At 73.4% G+C, this 16,900-nt stretch carries 15 protein-coding genes; 1 reads left to right on the top strand and 14 read right to left on the bottom strand.

The features are described 5' to 3' along the window. Positions 1-19: 19 nt before the first annotated feature. The 7 genes from GMA12_RS10695 to rpsO form a co-directional block, all read right to left on the bottom strand. The gene (locus GMA12_RS10695; protein WP_156269510.1) at positions 20-1,711 is read right to left on the bottom strand and encodes a ribonuclease J; all 1,692 of its coding nucleotides are present in this window, start codon (positions 1,709-1,711) and stop codon (positions 20-22) included. A gap of 12 nt (positions 1,712-1,723) precedes the next feature. After that, positions 1,724-2,668: a 4-hydroxy-tetrahydrodipicolinate synthase gene (gene dapA, locus GMA12_RS10700; protein WP_156269511.1), complete on the bottom strand. Its 945-nt coding sequence runs from the start codon at positions 2,666-2,668 to the stop codon at positions 1,724-1,726. A gap of 89 nt (positions 2,669-2,757) precedes the next feature. Continuing rightward, complete coding sequence (locus GMA12_RS10705) at positions 2,758-3,390, bottom strand: hypothetical protein (RefSeq protein WP_240898774.1); 633 nt, start codon at positions 3,388-3,390, stop codon at positions 2,758-2,760. Positions 3,391-3,394: 4 nt separating this feature from the next. Beyond that, complete coding sequence (gene dapB / locus GMA12_RS10710) at positions 3,395-4,198, bottom strand: 4-hydroxy-tetrahydrodipicolinate reductase (RefSeq protein ID WP_156269512.1); 804 nt, start codon at positions 4,196-4,198, stop codon at positions 3,395-3,397. 39 nt (positions 4,199-4,237) lie between these two features. After that, a complete protein-coding gene (locus tag GMA12_RS10715; RefSeq protein ID WP_156269513.1) occupies positions 4,238-5,662 on the bottom strand; it encodes a M16 family metallopeptidase in 1,425 nt (474 codons plus the stop codon). Between the two features lie 54 nt (positions 5,663-5,716). Then, positions 5,717-7,981, bottom strand: a complete 2,265-nt coding sequence (locus GMA12_RS10720; RefSeq protein WP_156269514.1) for a polyribonucleotide nucleotidyltransferase — start codon at positions 7,979-7,981, stop codon at positions 5,717-5,719. 253 nt (positions 7,982-8,234) lie between these two features. Next, positions 8,235-8,504, bottom strand: a complete 270-nt coding sequence (rpsO, locus tag GMA12_RS10725) for a 30S ribosomal protein S15 (RefSeq protein ID WP_162459734.1) — start codon at positions 8,502-8,504, stop codon at positions 8,235-8,237. A 261-nt stretch (positions 8,505-8,765) separates the two neighbouring features. Here rpsO and GMA12_RS10730 point away from each other — a divergent pair, with 261 nt between their 5' ends. Beyond that, positions 8,766-9,635, top strand: a complete 870-nt coding sequence (locus GMA12_RS10730; protein ID WP_370831211.1) for an aldo/keto reductase — start codon at positions 8,766-8,768, stop codon at positions 9,633-9,635. Positions 9,636-9,653: 18 nt separating this feature from the next. On the opposite strand, the gene GMA12_RS10735 is transcribed toward GMA12_RS10730, so the two are convergent. The 7 genes from GMA12_RS10735 to infB form a co-directional block, all read right to left on the bottom strand. Beyond that, on the bottom strand, positions 9,654-10,643 hold the full coding sequence (locus GMA12_RS10735) for a bifunctional riboflavin kinase/FAD synthetase (RefSeq protein WP_162459735.1): 990 nt from the start codon (positions 10,641-10,643) through the stop codon (positions 9,654-9,656). Positions 10,644-10,686: 43 nt separating this feature from the next. Then, positions 10,687-11,301 carry a GNAT family N-acetyltransferase gene (locus tag GMA12_RS10740; protein ID WP_156269515.1) on the bottom strand — a complete coding sequence of 205 codons (615 nt, stop codon included), beginning with the start codon at positions 11,299-11,301 and terminating at the stop codon, positions 10,687-10,689. A 115-nt stretch (positions 11,302-11,416) separates the two neighbouring features. Beyond that, positions 11,417-11,896 carry a hypothetical protein gene (locus GMA12_RS10745; protein WP_156269516.1) on the bottom strand — a complete coding sequence of 160 codons (480 nt, stop codon included), beginning with the start codon at positions 11,894-11,896 and terminating at the stop codon, positions 11,417-11,419. A 43-nt stretch (positions 11,897-11,939) separates the two neighbouring features. Further along, on the bottom strand, positions 11,940-12,311 hold the full coding sequence (locus GMA12_RS10750) for a hypothetical protein (protein ID WP_062736733.1): 372 nt from the start codon (positions 12,309-12,311) through the stop codon (positions 11,940-11,942). After that, positions 12,311-13,360 carry a tRNA pseudouridine(55) synthase TruB gene (truB, locus tag GMA12_RS10755; RefSeq protein ID WP_162459736.1) on the bottom strand — a complete coding sequence of 350 codons (1,050 nt, stop codon included), beginning with the start codon at positions 13,358-13,360 and terminating at the stop codon, positions 12,311-12,313. Before truB ends, GMA12_RS10750 begins: the two co-directional genes overlap by 1 nt. Before the next feature lie 20 nt (positions 13,361-13,380). Further along, positions 13,381-13,830, bottom strand: a complete 450-nt coding sequence (gene rbfA, locus GMA12_RS10760) for a 30S ribosome-binding factor RbfA (protein WP_047802801.1) — start codon at positions 13,828-13,830, stop codon at positions 13,381-13,383. Positions 13,831-13,985: 155 nt separating this feature from the next. After that, entirely contained in the window at positions 13,986-16,862 is a 2,877-nt protein-coding gene (infB, locus tag GMA12_RS10765) for a translation initiation factor IF-2 (RefSeq protein ID WP_162459737.1), read from the bottom strand. Between the last annotated feature and the right edge of the window lie 38 nt (positions 16,863-16,900).

Here is a 16,900-nt window from a genome sequence, read left to right on the forward strand (position 1 = left end):
CGGGCGGGGGGGCCGGGGCTCAGGCCTCGATGACCACCGGGACGATCATGGGTTTGCGGCGCAGCTTGCGGCTGACCCAGGAGCCGATGGTGCGGCGCACCACCTGCTGGAGCTGCTGGGTGGTGTGGTTCTTGCCCGAGTGGTTGATCGCGTCCTCGAGGGCGGCGGTGATCCTCGGCTTGATGTCCTCGAAGACCTCGTCGTCCTCGGCCACGCCCCGCGCGTGCACGTCGGGGCCGGAGACGACCTTGCCGGTGTCGCGGTTGACCACGGTGATCACCGAGATGAAGCCCTCCTCGGCCAGCACCAGGCGGTCCTTGAGGTCGGCGTCGGTGATGGTGCCCACGGAGGAGCCGTCCACGTAGACGTCCCCGCACTCGACCTGCCCGGTGATCCGGACCTGGCCGGCGGTCATGTCCACCACGGTGCCGTTCTCCGCCAGCAGCACGTGGTCGGTCGGGACGCCCGTCTCCTCGGCGAGCTTGCCGTTGGCGATGAGGTGGCGGACCTCGCCGTGCACCGGCATCACGTACTCGGGCTCGATGATGTTGTAGCAGTACAGCAGCTCCCCGGCGGCGGCGTGCCCGGAGACGTGGACCTTGGCGTTGCTCTTGTGCACGACGTTCGCGCCCAGGCGCATGAGCCCGTTGATGATCCGGAACACGGAGTTCTCGTTGCCCGGGATGAGCGAGGACGCGAGGATCACGGTGTCCCCCTCGGTGAGCTGGACCTTGTGGTCCCCGTTGGCCATCCGCGACAGCGCGGCCATCGGCTCGCCCTGCGAGCCGGTGCACATGATGACCAGCTGGGAGTCGGCGTGGTCGTCGATCCTCTTCTGGTCGACCAGGGTGTTCGGCGGGACCTCGAGGTAGCCGAGCTTCTCGGCGATGGTCATGTTGCGCACCATGGAGCGGCCCATGAAGACGACCTTGCGCCCGTGCTCGGCGGCGGCGTCGAGCACCTGCTGCACCCGGTGGACGTGGGAGGAGAAGGACGCCACGACCACGCGCTTGGGGGCCCGGCCGATCACGTCGGCCAGCACCGGGCCGATGTGCTTCTCCGTGGGGGTGAAGCCGGGGACCTCGGCGTTGGTGGAGTCGGTGAGGAACAGGTCCACGCCCTCCTCCCCGAGCCGGGCGAAGTGGCGCAGGTCGGTGATCCGGCCGTCGAGGGGCAGCTGGTCCATCTTGAAGTCGCCGGTGTGCAGCACGGTGCCGGCCCGGGTGCGCAGGAACACGGCCAGCGCGTCGGGGATGGAGTGGTTCACGGCGACGAACTCGACCTCGAACTCGCCGAGCCGCTCGACCTGCCCCTCCCGCACCGCCATGGTGTAGGGCTTGATGCGGTGCTCCTGCAGCTTCGCCTCGATGAGCGCGAGCGTGAGCTGGGAGCCGATGACGGGGATGTCCGGCCGGCGCTTGAGCAGGTAGGGCACGGCGCCGATGTGGTCCTCGTGCCCGTGCGTGAGCACGACGGCCACGACGTCGTCGAGCCGGTCGATGATGTAGTTGATGTCCGGCAGGATCAGGTCCACGCCGGGCTGGGTCTCCTCGGGGAAGAGGACCCCGCAGTCGATCACGAGCAGCTGCCCGTTGATCTCGAACACCGTCATGTTTCTGCCGACCTCGCCCAGCCCGCCCAGTGGGACGACGCGCAGCGCGTCCTTGCCGAGGGCGGGGGGAGCGGACAGGTCAGTGTGCCATTGGGTCATGTGACTCTTTCGTCATTCGATGGTGCCGGAGACGATCGAGCCCTCCAGATCCGCGCGGATCAGGGCGGCCTCGGCCTCCGTGGGTGGGACGTGCGGCAGCCGCACGGTGTTGTGCGGCAGCTTGCCCTGCCACATGAGGATCGTCTTGGCCGCCACGGCGCCGGGGGCGCGGGTCATGGTGGCGCGGACCACGGGCTCGAGGTCCAGGTTGATGCGCTGGGCCGTGCGGAGGTCGCCGGCGCGCACGGCGTCGATGAGCCGGCGGTACTCGCCGGTGGCCACGTGCGTGGTGACACCGACCAGGCCGGCGGCGCCGATGGACATCCACGGCAGGGTCAGCCCGTCGTCGCCGGAGTAGTAGAGCAGGTCGGTCTCGGCCAGCACCCGGGTGGCGGCGAAGAGGTCCGCCTTGGCGTCCTTGACGGCCACGATGTTGGGGTGGCCCGCGAGGGAGATCAGCGTCTCGGTGGCGATGGGGACGCCGGCGCGGCCGGGGATGTCGTAGAGCATGATCGGCAGGTCCACGGAGTCGGCGAGGCTGCGGAAGTGCGCCTCGACGCCGGTCTGGGTGGGCTTGTTGTAGTACGGGGTGACGATGAGCAGCCCGTCCATGCCGATCTTCTCGGCCGCGCGAGAGAGGTAGCGGGAGTGCTCGGTGTCGTTGGAGCCGGTGCCGGCCAGCAGCGGCACGCGGGAGCCCACGGCGTCCTTGACCGCGCGGAACACGGAGAGGTTCTCCTCGTCGGTCATGGTCGAGTACTCGCCCGTGGTCCCGCAGACCACCAGGCCGTCGCAGCCGTCGTCGACGAGGCGCTCCGCCACGGCCGCGGTGCCCTCCAGGTCCACGGAGCCGTCCTCGGCGAAGACGGTGATCATCGCGGTGAGCAGCGTCCCGAACAGGGGCTTGTCCGGGGTGGCGGGGCGGTCGGCGGCGGAGGACGTGGCGAAGTCAGTCATGGGCCCAGGCTACCGTCTCCGTGCCGGGCTCCGCTCCGGGGCGGGCGGAGCCCGGGGCCGCCGTCGGGGCGGGTCGCGGCGGCCACGGATCAGTCCTGGCCGTCGCCGGCCGGGCCGGCGGCCTCCACGTTGCGGGCCGGGCGCCCGCGGGACAGGGCCACGGCGTCGCGCATCGCCGAGCGGGCGCGGCGGCGGTCCCCGGCGGCGGCGTAGGCCAGGGAGAGCCGGTACCAGTTGCGCCAGTCCCCGGGGTCCTCCTCGGTCTGCGCGCGGTGGACGTGGAACCGCTCGTCGGCGGCCTCGCGCACGATCCGGCCGCCCGGGGTGCGCGGCAGGTCGTCCGCCGGCAGACCGCCCTCCGCCTCCAGGGTGCGGCCGAGCTGCTCGGTGCGGACGCCGAAGAGGACCTCGCGCACGAGCGCCCAGACGCCCACGGCCGGCAGCACCAGCAGGGCGAGGCCGAAGGCCTTGGGGATCCAGCCCTCGGTGCCCAGCAGCAGGGCCGCGCGGTGCAGGCTCAGGGCGAGGTAGACGACGAGCAGGGCGGTCATGGCCGCGGCCAGCGCCTTGGCCCGGCTCGTGGACTCCAGCAGCGTGAAGACGCCGGCGAAGACGAGCACCGCGAGGATCCACAGCTTCGAGCCGTCCGGGACGGGGAGCAGCCACAGGGTCAGGGCGCCCGCCGCGAGCAGCAGCCAGCCCCAGAGGCGCAACGAGCTCATCCGGTCACAGCCCCAGGTCGAGGTAGCCCTCGAGGCCGTGCGTGAGCCCCGGGTGGGAGCCCACCTCGCGCACGCCGAGGACCACGCCGGTCATGAAGGAGATCCGGTCGAAGGAGTCGTGCCGGATGGTGAGCTGTTCCCCCACGCCGCCCAGCAGGGTCTCCTGGTGGGCCACCAGCCCGCGCAGGCGCACGGAGTGCACCCGGACGTCGTCGACGAGCGCCCCGCGCGCGCCGGCCGGGTCGTGCTCGGTGGCGTCGGGCGACGGCGCCACCCCGGCGGCCCGCCGGGCCTCGCCGACGAGGGCCGCGGTGCGCGCGGCGGTGCCGGAGGGGGCGTCGACCTTGTCCGGGTGGTGCAGCTCGACGATCTCCACCGACTCGAAGAACCGGGCGGCCTGGGCGGAGAAGCGCATGGCCAGCACCGCCCCGACCGAGAAGTTGGGGGCGATCAGCACGCCCACCCCGGGGTGCTCGGCCAGGAGCACCTCGAGCCGGTCCAGCCGCTCGGCGTCCCAGCCGGTGGTGCCCACCACGCAGTGGATGCCGTGCTCCACGGCGAAGCGGACGTTGGCCTCCGTGGCGGAGGGGACCGTGAGGTCGACCACCACCTCGGCGCCGGCGGCGACCAGGGCCTGCAGGGAGTCCTCCCGCCCGAGCTCGGCCACGAGCTGCAGGCCCTCGGCGCGGCGCACCGCCTGCACGGCCTCGCTGCCCATCCGGCCGCGGGCGCCGAGCACGGCGACCCGCACCTCGGCGGGGACGGACGCCGCGGCGTCGGTGGTCTCGGGGGCGGTGCTCTCGGTCATGGCTCCAACTCTAGGTCACACGGGGTGCGGGGTCGGCGGTCAGCGGCGGGAGGGCGCCACGATGGTGGTGACCACGGGGCCCTCGGCGAGCCACCCGGCGAGCTCCCGGACCTGCTCCGGGGTCACGGAGCGCACCCGGTCCAGCGACTCGTCGATGTCGAGGAACTCCCCCGACTTCAGCTCCGCCGAGCCCAGCCGCGACATCCGCGAGCCGGTGTCCTCCAGGGCGAGCACCGTGCCGCCGCCGAGCTGGCCGACCACCTTGCGCAGCTCGTCGGCGCCGATCCCGTCCGCGGCGAGGGTCTCGAGCTCGCCGGTCATCAGCGCCACGACCTCGTCGGTGCGCGCCGGCAGGCACCCGGCGTACATCCCGAAGTAGCCCGCGTCCGAGTACGCCCCCGAGAAGGAGAACGTGCTGTAGGCCAGCCCGCGCTTCTCGCGGATCTCCTGGAACAGGCGGGAGGACATCCCGCCGCCCAGCGCGGCGTTGAGCACGGTCATCGCGAAGCGGCGCTCGTCGCCGGCCACGATCCCGGGCCGGCCCACGAGCACGTTGGTCTGCTCCACGGGACGCTCCAGGAAGTGCTCGCCCCACTCGGGAGCCAGAGGGGCGGGGGTGCGCTCGCGCCGGGCCACCGGGGCGGCCGGGGCGGCCGGGTCCCAGCCGGCGCGGCCGAGGGCCTCCGCCACGAGGGCCACCACCACGTCGTGCTCGAGCCCGCCGGCGGCCGTGACCACGAGGCCCTCGGGCCGGTAGTGCCGCCGGTAGTGCTCGAGCACCGCGTCGCGGGGCACGGCCAGGATCTCCTCCGGCGTGCCGCCGATCGGCCGCCCCAGCGGGTGCTCGCCCAGCACCCGCTGGGTGAACTCCTCGAAGGCGACGTCCTCGGGGTCGTCCTTGTCCATGGCCAGCTCCTCGAGGATCACCCCCCGCTCCCGCTCGAGCTCCTCCGGGTCGAGGACGGCCGAGGTCACCATGTCGGTGATGACGTCGATGGACATCGGCAGGTCCTCGGCGAGCACCCGGGCGTAGTAGCAGGTGTGCTCCTTGGCCGTGGCCGCGTTGGACTCCCCGCCCACCTCGTCGAAGGCCTCGGCGATCTGCAGCGCCGAGCGCCGCGTGGTGCCCTTGAACAGCAGGTGCTCCAGGAAGTGGGTGGAGCCCAGCCGCCCGGGCTGCTCGTCGCGGGAGCCGACGCCCACCCAGAAGCCGACCGTCACGGCGCGCTGGGCCGGCATCCGCTCGGTGAGCACGCGGGCGCCGCACGGCAGCACGGTGCGCCGCACCACGTTGCCGCCCTCGCCCTCGTGCAGGGTGTGCGTGAACCCCCCGGCCGCGGCGGTCAGCGCCCCGGCGGTGGTGGTCGGTGAACTGTTCAGGACCGCCGAGAGGCGGGCGCCCGGGCCCGGGGTGGTCCCCGGGCCGCGGTCGCCCGCCTCCAGCGGCAGATCGACTGCCGTCATCCAGTTGTGCTGCTTTCTGTGCTCGTGCTCGGCTGCGCGCGGGACGGGCCCGGCTCAGACCTCGGACGCGACGTCGTCCTCGGGGAAGACGTTGGGCTCCTCGGCGACCACCGGGGCCAGCGAGAGCTTGCCGCGGTCGTCGACCTTGGTGATCTCCACCTGGACCTTCTGGCCCACGCCGAGGACGTCCTCGACGTCGGTGACGCGCTTGCCCTCGTTGAGCTTGCGCAGCTCCGAGATGTGCAGCAGGCCGTCCTTGCCCGGGGTCAGGGAGACGAAGGCGCCGAAGGTCGTGGTCTTCACCACGGTGCCCAGGTAGCGCTCGCCGACCTCGGGGACCTGCGGGTTGGCGATCGCGTTGATCGCCGCGCGGGCCGCCTCCGCCGAGGGGCCGTCGGTGGCGCCGATGTAGACGGTGCCGTCGTCCTCGATGGAGATGTCGGTGCCGGTGTCCTCCTGGATCTGGTTGATCATCTTGCCCTTGGGGCCGATGACCTCGCCGATCTTGGAGACGGGCACCGTCACGGAGATCACGCGCGGGGCGAACTCGCTCATCTCGTCCGGCTGGTCGATGGCGGCGTTGAGCACCCCGAGGATGTGCAGGCGGGCCTCGCGGGCCTGGGTCAGGGCCGCGTCCAGGACGGAGGAGGGGATGCCGTCCAGCTTGGTGTCGAGCTGGATGGCGGTCACGAACTCGGCGGTGCCTGCGACCTTGAAGTCCATGTCGCCCAGGGCGTCCTCCGCGCCCAGGATGTCGGTCAGCGCGGCGTAGCGGGTCTCCCCGTCCACCTCGTCCGAGACCAGGCCCATGGCGATGCCGGCCACCGGGGCGCGCAGGGGCACGCCGGCGTTGAGCAGCGACAGGGTCGAGGCGCACACGGAGCCCATCGACGTGGAGCCGTTGGAGCCCAGCGCCTCCGAGACCTGGCGGATGGCGTAGGGGAACTCCTCGCGGGAGGGCAGCACCGGGGTGATGGCCCGCTCGGCCAGCGCCCCGTGGCCGATCTCGCGGCGCTTGGGGGAGCCCACGCGGCCGGTCTCGCCGGTGGAGTAGGGCGGGAAGTTGTAGTGGTGCACGTAGCGCTTGTGCTTGACCGGGGACAGCGAGTCGATCTGCTGCTCCATCTTGAGCATGTTCAGCGTGGTGACGCCCATGATCTGGGTCTCCCCGCGCTCGAAGATCGCCGAGCCGTGGACCCGGGGCAGGACCTCCACCTCGGCGGTGAGCTGGCGGATGTCGGTCAGGCCGCGGCCGTCGATGCGCACCTGCTCGGTGAGGATCCGCTGGCGCACGGTCTGCTTGGTCAGGGCCTGGTAGGCGCCGTTGACCTCGTCCTTGCGGTCCGCGAAGGGCTTGCCCTCCCCGGTCAGCTCCGCGAGGGTCGACTGGTGCAGCTCGTCGGTCGCGGCCTCCCGCTCCTGCTTGCCGGCGATCGAGTAGACCTCGGCGAGCCGGGTGCCGACGGCGGCCGCCACGGCCTCCTTGACGTCGTCGCCGAAGCCGCCGAAGCGCGGCAGCTCCATCGCGGGCTTGCCGGCGCGGGCCTTGAGGTCGGCCTGGGCGTCGCACAGGGCCTTGATCGCGGGCTTGGCGGCCTCGAGGCCCTGGGCCACGAGCTCCTCCGTGGGGGCCACGGCGCCGTTGTTCTTGATCAGGTTCCAGGAGTTGTCGGTGGCCTCGGCCTCGACCATCATGATCGCGACGTCCTCGGTGCCGTCGCTGCCGGTGACGACGCGGCCGGCCACGGCCATGTCGAACACGGCGTTCTCGAGCTGGGAGTGCTTCGGGAAGGCCACCCACTGGTGCTGGCCGTTCTCCCCCGCCATCAGGGCCATGCGCACGCCGCCGACCGGGCCCTGGAAGGGCATGCCGGACAGGGTCGTGGACATCGACGCGGCGTTGATCGCCACGGTGTTGTAGATCTCGTCCGGGTTGATGGACAGGATCGTCACCACGACCTGGACCTCGTTGCGGATGCCCTTGCCGAAGGCCGGGCGCAGCGGGCGGTCGATGAGGCGGCAGGTGAGGATCGCGTCCGTGGAGGGGCGGCCCTCGCGGCGGAAGAACGAGCCGGGGATGCGCCCGGCGGCGTACATGCGCTCCTCGACGTCGACCGTCAGGGGGAAGAAGTCGAAGCCCTCGCGGGGGGACTTGCCCACCGTGGTGGCCGAGAGCATGGTGGTGTCCTCGTCGATGGAGACGAGGGTGGAGCCGGCGGCCTGCTTGGCGAGGCGGCCGGTCTCGAAGCGCACGACGCGCTTTCCGTAGGAGCCGTTGTCGATGACGGCTTCGGCGTACTGGATCTCGGGACCCTCCAAGGGTCACCTCCGTTTCGTGTCGGCGGGGCGGTCCGCGCGCCACCCGGTCTTCGATCGAGATCCACGGACCGCCGGGGCCCCGCGGGGCGTCCGGTTTCCGGAGATCACTACCGAGGACCGCGAATGATCGGCGCGGTGGCCCCGTCTGGGGTTCGGTGGTGCAGTGTGCGGTGGTGCTCACCCGTCCGGGGCGGACGGGGGTGGTGCTCGGCGGCGCCCTCCCGGGGACCGGGGGGACGCCGCCGGGGGCCGACTAGCGGCGCAGGCCGAGGCGCTCGATGAGCGTGCGGTAGCGCGTGATGTCGGTGTCGTGCAGGTAGGTCAGCATGCGGCGACGGCGACCGACCAGGGCCATCAGGCCGCGGCGGGTGTGGTGGTCGTGCTTGTGCTGCTTCAGGTGCTCCGTCAGATCGGCGATCCGGCGGGTCAGGACCGCGATCTGCACCTCGGGCGAACCGGTGTCGCCCTCGTGGGTGGCGAAGTCCTGGATGATCTGCTGCTTGACGGCGGCGTCGAGTGCCACGTGTAACTCCGTTCGAGTCAGTACCGTGCGGCCCGGTCGGCGGGTTCGCCACCGGGTCCCGGGAGCTCCCGGGGGTCCGACAACCACGGACTGCAGTCGGACCGCCGTCAAGTCTACCGGACGCGCGCAGATCACCCCAGCGGGGCGGCCCGCGGCGCGCTGGGCTGGGTGCTCCCGGGGCCGTGGGCCAAGATGGGAGGGACACCACGACCAGGGCCCGGCGCGCACGCGCGCCCGGGCACGGAGCACCAGGAGCAGCCCGTGAGCAAGGACACCCACGAGGGCCGGGGCCTCGAGCCCGCCGGCCGCACGCACACGATGCGGGACGGCCGGCGCATCCCCGCGATCGGCCTGGGGACCTACCCCATGGACGACGCCGAAGCGGAGGCCAACGTCGCCGAGGCGCTCATGCTCGGCTACCGGATGGTCGACACGGCCGTGAACTACGGCAACGAGACCGGGGTGGGCCGCGGGATCGCCGCCTCCGGAGTGCCCCGCGACGAGCTGTTCCTGACCACCAAGCTGCCGGGCCGGGACCACGGCACCGACGCCGTGCGCCGCTCCCTCGACGGGTCGCTGCGGCGGCTGGGCACCGACCACGTGGACCTCTACCTCATCCACTGGCCGAACCCGTCGGTGGACCGGTACGTGGAGACGTGGCGGACCATGCTGGAGCTGCAGGAGGAGGGCCTGGTCCGCTCGGTGGGGGTGTCCAACTTCACCCCGGCGCACATCCGCCGCCTCGTGACGGAGACCGGGACGACCCCGGCGGTGAACCAGGTCGAAATGCACCCGCAGTACCAGCAGGAGCGGCTGCGGGAGTTCCACGAGGAGCACCGCATCGTCACGCAGGCCTGGTCGCCGCTGGGCCGCAAGACGGACGTGCTCCAGCACGAGTGGATCGCGCGGATCGCCCGGCGGACCGGGCGCACCCCGGCGCAGGTCGTGCTGCGCTGGCACCTGCAGTCCCGGACCGTGCCGATCCCGAAGACCTCCGACACCCGGCGGATGGCCGAGAACCTGGACGTCTTCGACTGGGAGCTCGACGAAAAGCAGATGCAGCGGCTGCGGATGCTGCACACCGGGATCAGCGGCTCGGGCTTCGACCCGAACACCCACGAGGAGATGTAGGGCCGGGCCGCCGGGGGCTCAGCTCTCGGCGGCCAGGATCCGCCGGGTGCGGGCCACGTCCTCGTCCATCTGCGCCACGAGCTTGTCGACGCCCTCGTAGGCGACCATCCCGCGCAACCGCTCCACGAACTCGACGACCACGTCCTGGCCGTAGAGGTCGAAGTCCTCGACCCGCTCCGCGGGGCGGTCGATGACGTGGGCCTCCACCTGGCGCGGGACGTTCTCGAACGTGGGGTTGGAGCCCACGGAGATCGCGGTGGGCCAGCGGGTGCCGTGGGCGTCGACCAGCCACCCGGCGTAGACGCCGTCCGCGGGGACGAAGCCGGCCGTCGCCGCGGACAGGTTGGCCGTGGGGTAGCCCAGCTCCCGCCCCCGGGCCGCCCCGTGCACCACCTCCCCGCGCACCCGGTGGTTGCGCCCGAGCAGCCGGGCGGCGGCGCGCACGTCCCCGGCCTGCAGGCAGGAGCGGATCCACGTCGACGAGCAGCGCCGCTCCCCCGGCGGGGCGTGCCGGGAGTCCTCGCCGTCCAGCGGGTCGAGCAGGTCGTCGACCACCCGCACCTCGAAGCCGTGCCGCTCCCCCAGCTCCCGCAGCGTGTCGATGTTGCCGGAGTTGCCCCGGCCCAGGCGGGTGTCGGAGCCGACCACCAGGCAGCGGGCGCCGAGCGGCCCGACGAGGGTGCCCAGCACGAACTCCTCGGTGGTCTGCTCGGCGAACTCCAGGGTGTACCGCAGCACGAGCACGGCGTCCGCCCCGGTCTGCTCGAGGGCGTCGAGCTTGTCCTCGGTGCCCATGATCAGCCCCGGCGGGCTGTCGGGCCGGTGCACCTGGGCGGGGTGCGGGTCGAAGGTCACCACGACCGAGGCCCAGCCGCGCTCGCGGGCGGAGCTGACGAGCTGGGACATCACCTGCTGGTGGCCCCGGTGGACGCCGTCGAAGTTGCCGAGGGTGACCACCGACGGGCCGAAGCCCGGGGGGACGTCAGAGAGATCTCGCCAGCGGAACACGGTTCTCCTCGCAGGATCGGGGCAGGCAGGAACGGGACGGGGGTCAGCGCGGGGCGCCGGGCGGGGGCGGGCCGTCCCAGGGGGTGCGGGGGGCGCGGGGGTCGTCGGCTCCGAGGGTGAGGATCCAGGCGTCCACGGAGGCGCCGCGCTGCTCCATGAACCCGTCGATGCGCACCGGCGAGCGGAATCCCAGCTTCCACGCGAGCTTGCGGCTGGCCCAGTTGGGGACCTTCGCCACCCAGTAAGCATAGGTCAGGCCCAGGTGCTCGAAGCCGTGCTCGAGCAGCAGCCGGCAGGCGGCCTCGGCGGCCCCGGTGCCCCGGGCGTGCGGGCCGAAGTTGAGCCCGACGTCGGCGGTGGTGCCGCGCAGCGCGTTGAACCCCACGGTCCCGTAGAGGCGGTCGGTCGCGGCGTCGGCGGCGGCCCAGTTGTACTCGCGGCCCGCCCGCCAGGCCTCGGGGACGAAGTGCTCGACGTACCAGCGGGCGTCGGACTCCGTGTAGCCCAGCGGCACGGTGGTGAACTCGGCGGCCGCGGGATCCGCGCAGTTGCGGGCCAGCTGCGGGACGTCGCGCTCGTCGAGCCGGCGCAGGACCACGGTCCCGTCGGTGAGGACGGGGACGTCGTAGTCTCCGGCGCCGTCGGGGCGTGCGGGCATGGGCGTGGTCCTTTCGGGAGGGGTGCGGCGCGGGGCGCTCCGGCCCGCGCACGAGCCTACCCGCTGCCGGCGGCCGCCCGGCGCGGGGTCGGGCCGGGCGCCCCCGGCGGGGAGTTCAGGCCCCCGGGGCGCCGGCCCGGGGACGGGAGCGCCACAGCCACGCGAGGCCGACCAGGGGCAGGACCAGGGGCACGTAGCCGTAGTCCTGGCCGAAGTGCGACCACACGCTGGCCTCGGGGAAGAGCTGCGGGGCGAGCACCGAGAGCAGCCCCACGCCGAGCACTCCGCACAGCTCGACCAGCACCGCCGCCACGGCCACGCGGTGCCAGCGGGCGCCGGGCCGGGCGAGGGCCACCGTGGCCAGCACGTACACCGCCGCGGCGAAGGCGGAGAGCAGGTACGGCAGCGGGGCGGCGCCGAAGTCGGTGAGGATCTGGTACAGGGACCGGACCCCGGCCGACAGCGAGAACACCGCGTAGACCACCACGACGAGACGGCCGAAGCCCGAGGACTTCCGGTCGGCGCGCACGCCGCCCTCCCGGGGGCCGAAGCGCTGCTGCAGCCGGGTGCGGCCGGGCTCGGGGTGGTGGGTCATCGGGCGGTCTCCTGGTCGGGCGGGGCGGACGGTGGGCGGGGGCTCACTGGTAGTACCAGATGAAGTTCATGCGGTAGACCATGATCGCCACCACGGGCCCTGCGGCGGCGAGCACGTAGTTGGACCAGGCCGAGCGCTCCACGAGCGACCACACGAAGGTCCCGGCGGGGATGAGCAGCGCGGTCAGCAGGTAGCCCCAGTACTCCAGGGCCGAGCCGGTGGGCGCGGGGCCCAGCACGTGCATGACGACCGAGCCCACCGCGTAGGCGAGCAGGAAGGCCTCCAGCAGCAGCACGGAGCCCTGGGTCCAGTCGTCGGGCCGCCGGCCCCGCAGGGCCTGCACCACGCACACCAGGAAGGACGCCCCGCCGAGCAGGACCGCGGCCCAGAACCAGCCGTCGTAGCCCCACAGCATCAGCGGTCCCGCCCCGGCCGGGCGGTCGTCCCGGGGGCGGCGGAAAACCGCTCCCCCGGCAGGAACACGAGCACGGGCTTGGCCATGCGGGCACCGCGGTCGCCCCGGTCCTGGAGCAGGGCGACGAGCCGTCCGTCCGGGGCGAGGCCGGCGGTGACGGCGTCGTTGTCGAGGGGGCCCTCCTCCGGGTCCCCGGCGGAGGGCCCGATCCGGCGCCCGTCGGCGAGGTCCCCGGCCTCGGCGGCCGTGAGCCGGCGGACGGGGAAGAGCCCGGCCGCGGCCTGCTCCAGGGTGGTCACGGGCAGGGGGCGGCCCGCGGCGACGTCGGCCGCGAGCTGGTCCAGGGTGGAGGCGTGCTCGAGGGTCAGCGCGCCCACGCGGGTGCGGCGCAGGGCGGTGAGGTGCCCGCCGACCCCCAGGGCCTCGCCGAGGTCGCGCGCCAGGGCGCGCACGTAGGTGCCGGTGCTGCAGGAGACGGTGGCGTCAACGTCGAGGACGGGCCGGCCGGCGTCGTCGCGGGTCCGGGTGATGCGGTGCACGTCGAAGGCCGAGACCGTCACGGGACGGGCCGCGAGCTCCACGTCCCGCCCGGCCCGCACCTGGGCGTAGGCCCGCCGGCCGTCGACCTTGATGGCGCTGACCTTGGCGGGGACCTGCTCGATGGCACCGGTGAGGCGGGCGACCGCCGCGGTCACGGCCTCGTCGGTGACGGCCTCGACGGCGGCGGGCTCCGCCGCGGCGACCAGCTCGCCCTCGGCGTCGTCGGTCACCGTCGCCTGGCCCAGCCGCAGGGTGGCCTCGTAGGTCTTGTCCTGGCCGACCACCCAGGTCAGCAGCCGGGTGGCCTTCTCGACGCCCACCACCAGGACCCCGGTGGCCATGGGGTCCAGGGTCCCGGCGTGGCCGACCTTCCGGGTGCCGGCGAGCCGGCGCATCCGGGCGACGACGTCGTGGCTGGTCCAGCCGGTGGGCTTGTCCACGACCACGAGCCCGGACACCGTCGGCAGGGACGGGTCCGGGCTCGGGACGTCGTGCGGGGCGCGGGCCACCGGTCCGGTGCCTGCCGCGCTCAGCGGGACGGGGAGGACTCGTCGTCCTCCTCGGCCGGCCTGCGGTAGGGGTCCTCCCCCGCCGCCCAGGTGGCCGAGGCGGCCTGCGCGGCGACCTCGGCGTCCTTCTCCTTGGCGGCGCGCAGCACCTCCTCCAGGTGGGAGGCGTTGACGGGGATCTCGTCCGGGACGAACGTGAGGGTCGGGGTGAGGCGGGCCGTGATGTTGCGGCCGACCTCGCTGCGCAGGACGCCCTTGGCGGACTCCAGGGCCGCGCGGGTGCTCTCCTGCTCCTCCGCGGTGCCGAAGACCGTGTAGTACAGCGTCGCGTGCTGCAGGTCGTTGGTCACCCGGGCGTCCGTGATGGTCACGAAGCCGAGCCGGGGGTCCTTGACCCGGCGCTCGAGCGCCTGGGCCACGACCACCTTGATCCGGTCGGCGAGTCGGGCGGCGCGTGCTGCGTCAGCCATGGTGGGTGCTCCTCGGTTCCTCGGGGGTGCTGTCGTTCGGTGTGCCGTCGCTCAGTGGTGCTGTGGTGCACACGGTGGCGGCGGCACGGACGGGCACGGGGCCCGTCCGTGCCGCCGCGGCGGCCCCGCGCGCGGGGCGCGGGGCCGGGGACGGGTCAGGCGCGCGGCTTCTCGCGCATCTCCCACGTCTCGATGAGGTCGCCCTCACGGATGTCGTTGAAGGAGCCGAGCCCGATACCGCACTCGTAGCCCTCGCGGACCTCGGTCGCGTCGTCCTTGAACCGGCGCAGCGAGTCGATCGTGAGGTTCTCCGCCACGACGCTGCCGTCCCGGACCAGCCGGGCCTTGGAGTTGCGGCGGATGGTGCCCTTGGTGATGTAGGCACCGGCGATGTTGCCCCACTTGGAGGAGCGGTACACCTCGCGGATCTCGGCGGTGCCGAGATCCACCTCCTCGTACTCCGGCTTGAGCATGCCCTTGAGCGCGCTCTCGACGTCGTCGATGGCGTTGTAGATCACCGAGTAGAACTTCATCTCGACGCCCTCGCGGTCGGCCAGTTCCGTCACGCGCTCGGCGGGACGGACGTTGAAGCCGATGATGATGGCGTTGTCGACGGTCGCCAGGTTGACGTCGTTCTGGGTGATCGCGCCCACACCGCGGTGGATGACGCGCAGCTGGACCTCCTCGCCCACGTCGATCTTGAGCAGCGAGTCCTCCAGCGCCTCGACGGCACCGGACACGTCGCCCTTGATGATGAGGTTGAGCGTGTCGATCTTGCCCGCGGCCACGGCCTCGTCGAAGGACTCCAGGGTGATCCGCTTGCGGCGCTTGGCGAGCAGCGCGTTGCGGTCCGCCGCCTGGCGCTTCTCCGCGATCTGCCGGGCGGTGCGCTCCTCCGGGGTGGACAGGAACGTGTCGCCGGCGCGGGGCACCGAGTCCAGACCGAGGACCTGAACCGGCCGCGAGGGACCGGCCTCCTCGACCGACTTGCCGTTCTCGTCGAACATGGCGCGCACGCGGCCGTACGCGGCGCCGGCGACGATCGCGTCGCCGACGCGCAGCGTGCCGGACTGCACGAGCACGGTCGAGACCGCACCGCGGCCCTTGTCCAGGTTCGCCTCGATGGCCACGCCGCGGGCGTCCTTGTTGGGGTTCGCCTGCAGCTCGAGCGCACCGTCCGCGGTCAGCACGATCGCGTCCAGCAGGTCGTCGATGTTCAGGTTCTGGCGGGCCGAGACGTCGACGAACATGGTGTCGCCGCCGTACTCCTCCGGGACCAGGCCGTACTCGGTGAGCTGACCGCGGATCTTCTCCGGGTTCGCCTCGGGCTTGTCGATCTTGTTGACCGCCACCACGATCGGCACACCGGCGGCCTGGGCGTGGTTGAGCGCCTCGACCGTCTGCGGCATGACGCCGTCGTCCGCGGCGACCACGAGCACGGCGATGTCCGTCACCTGGGCGCCACGGGCACGCATGGCGGTGAACGCCTCGTGGCCCGGGGTGTCGATGAAGGTGATCTGCCGCTCCTGGCCGTCCACCTCGGTCTCGATCTGGTAGGCGCCGATGTGCTGGGTGATGCCACCGGCCTCCCCCTCGATCACCTTGGTGTTGCGGATGGCGTCGAGCAGGCGGGTCTTGCCGTGGTCGACGTGGCCCATGACGGTCACGACCGGCGGGCGCGCCTCGAGCACGTCGTCGCCCTCGGCCGCGGCCTCCGCCTCCAGGTCGATGTCGAAGGACTCGAAGAGCTCGCGCTCCTCGTCCTCCGGGGAGACGACCTGGATCTTGTACCCGAGCTCGGCGCCCAGCAGCTGGAAGGTGTCCTCGTCGAGGGACTGCGTCTGGGTGGCCATCTCGCCGAGGTGGATGAGCACCGTGACGAGGGAGGCCGGGTTCGCGTTGATCTTCTCGGCGAAGTCCGTCAGGGACGCGCCGCGGCGCAGCCGCACGACCGTGGTGCCGTCGCCGTGGGGCACGGAGACGCCACCGACGGACGGGGCCTTCATCTGCTCGAGCTCCTGGCGCTTCGCCCGCTTCGACTTGCGCTGCTTGCCGCGCGCACCGCCGCGCCCGAAGGCGCCCTGGGTGCCGCCGCGGCCGCCGCGGCCGGGGCCGCCGCCGGGACGGGAGAACCCGCCGCCGCCGCCGGGACCGCCGCGCCGGGGGCCGGCTCCGCCGGCGGCCGGCCGGGAGCCGATCGGGGCCACGCCGGAGGTGTGGCCGGGCATCATGTTCGGGCTGGGACGGGCGCCGCCGGGGCGGGGGCCGCCCTGGGGACGGGGACCGCCCTGGCCCTGCGGACGCGGGCCGGCCGCGCCCTGGCCCTGCGGACGGGGACCGCCCTGGCCCTGCGGGCGCGGACCGCCCGGGCGCTCGGGGCGACCCGTGCGCATGCCCTGCTGGGCGGCGAACGGGTTGTTGCCCGGGCGGGGACCGCCGGGACGGGGCCCGCCGGGACGGGGCCCGGCCGAGCCCGGACGGGGAGCGGCGGCGCCGGGGCGCGGCGCGGCAGCGCCCGGACGGGGCGCCCCGCCGCGGGACATCCCCTGCTGGGTGGCGAACGGGTTGTTGCCCGGGCGGGGCCCGGGGCTGGGTGCCTTGGCGCCCGGCGAGGCGGGACGCTGCGGCGCGGGACGCTCCGCGGCGGGCGGCTGCTCGGCGCGGGCCGCCGGCTGCTGGGGCTGCGCGGGGGCCTGCTGGGCGGGCCTGGCGGCCGGCTTCTCGGCCGGCTTCTCGGCGGCCGTGCCCGGGCTGGGCGCGGCGGAGCCCGGCTTGGCGGGCGTGCCGGGCCGGGGTGCGGGACGGCCCGACTTCGCGGGGGACGGCGCGCTGCCGCCGGCCGGGCGGGCGGGGGCCGCGGCGGCCTTGTCCGCCTTGTCGGCGAACGCCGAGCGCAGCTTCTTGGCGACGGGGGGCTCGACGGTCGAGGACGCGCCTCGGACGAACTCACCCAGGGTCTGAAGCGTGGTGATCGCTTCCTTGGACGTTATTCCGAGCTCTTTCGCGAGCTCGTGAACGCGGGGCTTGGCCACTTCTCTCCTGTCTCGGTCCGCACCGAAACAGGCACGAA

This window comes from Kocuria sediminis, assembly GCF_009735315.1.
GTDB classification, from domain to species: domain Bacteria; phylum Actinomycetota; class Actinomycetes; order Actinomycetales; family Micrococcaceae; genus Kocuria; species Kocuria turfanensis.

Excerpts from the sequence above, each read along its gene's own strand:
- GMA12_RS10695 (WP_156269510.1), bottom strand. The coding sequence starts at position 1,711 with ATGACCCAATGGCACACTGACCTGTCCGCTCCCCCCGCCCTCGGCAAG.
- dapA (WP_156269511.1), bottom strand. The coding sequence starts at position 2,668 with ATGACTGACTTCGCCACGTCCTCCGCCGCCGACCGCCCCGCCACCCCG.
- GMA12_RS10705 (WP_240898774.1), bottom strand. The coding sequence starts at position 3,390 with ATGAGCTCGTTGCGCCTCTGGGGCTGGCTGCTGCTCGCGGCGGGCGCC.
- dapB (WP_156269512.1), bottom strand. The coding sequence starts at position 4,198 with ATGACCGAGAGCACCGCCCCCGAGACCACCGACGCCGCGGCGTCCGTC.
- GMA12_RS10715 (WP_156269513.1), bottom strand. The coding sequence starts at position 5,662 with ATGACGGCAGTCGATCTGCCGCTGGAGGCGGGCGACCGCGGCCCGGGG.
- GMA12_RS10740 (WP_156269515.1), bottom strand. The coding sequence starts at position 11,301 with ATGCCCGCACGCCCCGACGGCGCCGGAGACTACGACGTCCCCGTCCTC.
- GMA12_RS10745 (WP_156269516.1), bottom strand. The coding sequence starts at position 11,896 with ATGACCCACCACCCCGAGCCCGGCCGCACCCGGCTGCAGCAGCGCTTC.
- GMA12_RS10750 (WP_062736733.1), bottom strand. The coding sequence starts at position 12,311 with ATGCTGTGGGGCTACGACGGCTGGTTCTGGGCCGCGGTCCTGCTCGGC.
- rbfA (WP_047802801.1), bottom strand. The coding sequence starts at position 13,830 with ATGGCTGACGCAGCACGCGCCGCCCGACTCGCCGACCGGATCAAGGTG.